The organism is Shewanella sp. (genome assembly GCF_051658185.1).
GTDB lineage: Bacteria > Pseudomonadota > Gammaproteobacteria > Enterobacterales > Shewanellaceae > Shewanella.
Genome location: NZ_JBOFMC010000281.1, coordinates 1 through 2,089, shown reverse-complemented (window position 1 = coordinate 2,089; position 2,089 = coordinate 1). Strand labels below are relative to the sequence as shown.

Sequence of the window (2,089 nt, the reverse complement as noted above, 5' to 3'; positions counted from 1 at the left end):
CCGATGCGACAACAATCCTGAAAAAGGGAGAGTGCTGCCAAGCTTTCGAGAAAGGAGCGAGCGCATGTCACCTCTAACATCCCCACGTTGAAGCAAGCTGCCGTTGGCAAAACATCCACCTTCATCCAGCATTTATCTTAATCCCAAAGCGCCTTGGGTTTCACCGACCGATGTTTTAAACATCCATTTCTGATATTGCCAATATCATTGCAGCTCTGATGTTAATAATTGCTACAGATAAACACCTAAAGTTAACACAATGTTTTGCAAATGATTTTTATCGCCATAATGATAAGTGTTCCTTTGTTTACGGTGCAATATGTGCGAAAATTAGCCTAATTTTTGAATGGCTTTAGCCAAAACGGTAATTGAGTTTCACTAAACCGCCCTTGGCACAGCCCCTTCCGTCCAACTTGTGCACAACCGTAGATACCAAAATGAACTCATACTCGCTTAAACAGAAGATCCTGATTTCGGTCGTGATCGCGCTTTCTCTCGTGATTGGCTTGTTGTCATGGCAAAGCTATTCCAGTCAAAAATCATTGTTGCTGCAAAATAGCTTAGAGCAAGTGCAACGACTGGGCGATCAGCAGGCGGAGCGCATTCAAGAATGGTTAGCCGGGCGCTCGGATGTGGTAGGGGCATTGGCGTCAAAGGTTGAAGGGGATAGTTTACACGTATTACAGCAGGCGCAAGCCTCTGGACGCTTCCAACTCACCTACTATGGTACCCAAACCGGGCACATGCTGGACTCCGATCCCAGCATTGATCGCACCGGTTACGATCCGCGAACGCGTCCTTGGTATAAAGAGGCTATGAATGAGCGCGGCGTTATCCTCACCAAACCTTACTTGGATGTGGCATACAACATCTTAGTGGTCACCATGGCGCAGGCAACGCCTCGGGGCGTGGTTGGGGGGGATCTCTCCATTGCCAGTTTAGTTGAGAGCGTCAATCGCATGACCTTACCCGCCAACGGCTATGCCATTATGCAGCATCGCGACGGCACGGTTATCGCTTACAAAGATGCAACCAAGGCGATGAAGCCCATCAGCGACATCGACAACGAACTTAACCACAATTTACCCCAGCAAAGCCGCCAGACTGGCACACTGCTGCCGATGTATTTTGAAAACGAGCGCACAGATAAATTGGTATGGGGCGTTGATATCCCCAATACCGATTGGCAACTGGTTATCGTGCTGGATAAAGAAACGCTAGAGGCGCCCTTAACCTCGCTGCTGCTGGTCCAATTAGGCCTATCAACCGTCGTATTATTGCTGAGCGTCTTGGCGATATCTTGGTTAGTCAATCTCTTGTTAGGGCCGCTAAGCCGGGTTTCACAAGCACTGCTGCATATTGCCAACGGTAACGGGGATTTAACCCAGCGTATCGAGGTCGATACTCAGGATGAGGTGGGCGTACTGGCCGATAGTTTTAACCGTTTTGTCGGGAGCCAACACCAACTCATCAGCCATATTCGCCATTTAGCAAACGAGCTGGATGTCGATGCCGAGCGCAGCCTTAAAACCACGCACACCACGGTGGGCGAGTTACAGCGCCAGCAACAAGAAGTGACGATGGTCGCGACCGCGGTAACAGAAATGGCCAGCGCCACCAACGAAATTGCCGCCAATGCCGAAAATACCGCCACCGCCGCGCAGCAATCGGCGGCCAGCAGTTTGCAGGGCAAAGAGTTAGTGCATAAAACTCAACATTCGATTAATTCCTTAGCCAATGAGGTCGGTGAAGCGACCGATGTCATCGGCGAGTTAAATCGACATGCCCAATCCATTTCCAGCATTTTAGCCACGATTCAAGGGATTGCCGAGCAAACCAATTTATTAGCCCTCAATGCGGCGATTGAAGCGGCGCGGGCGGGTGAGCAAGGCCGTGGCTTTGCGGTGGTGGCCGATGAGGTGCGTGTGTTGTCCCGTCGCACTCAGGACTCGACCCAAGAAATTCATGCCACCATTGATGTGCTGCAACGCACCACTGCGCGGGCAGTGAGCCTGATGGAAAGCAGCCAAAATTTGGCGAGTCACAGTGTGGCAGATGCCAATGCCGCGGCTAAGTCATTAGAAGAAAT

The 2,089-nt window shown here is 50.6% G+C and carries 1 protein-coding gene; it reads left to right on the top strand.

The genetic code is table 11. The features are described 5' to 3' along the window. Positions 1 to 437: 437 nt before the first annotated feature. A partial coding sequence (locus tag ACRCZA_RS10790; RefSeq protein ID WP_438674440.1) for a methyl-accepting chemotaxis protein occupies positions 438 to 2,089 on the top strand: 1,652 nt, incomplete at its 3' end.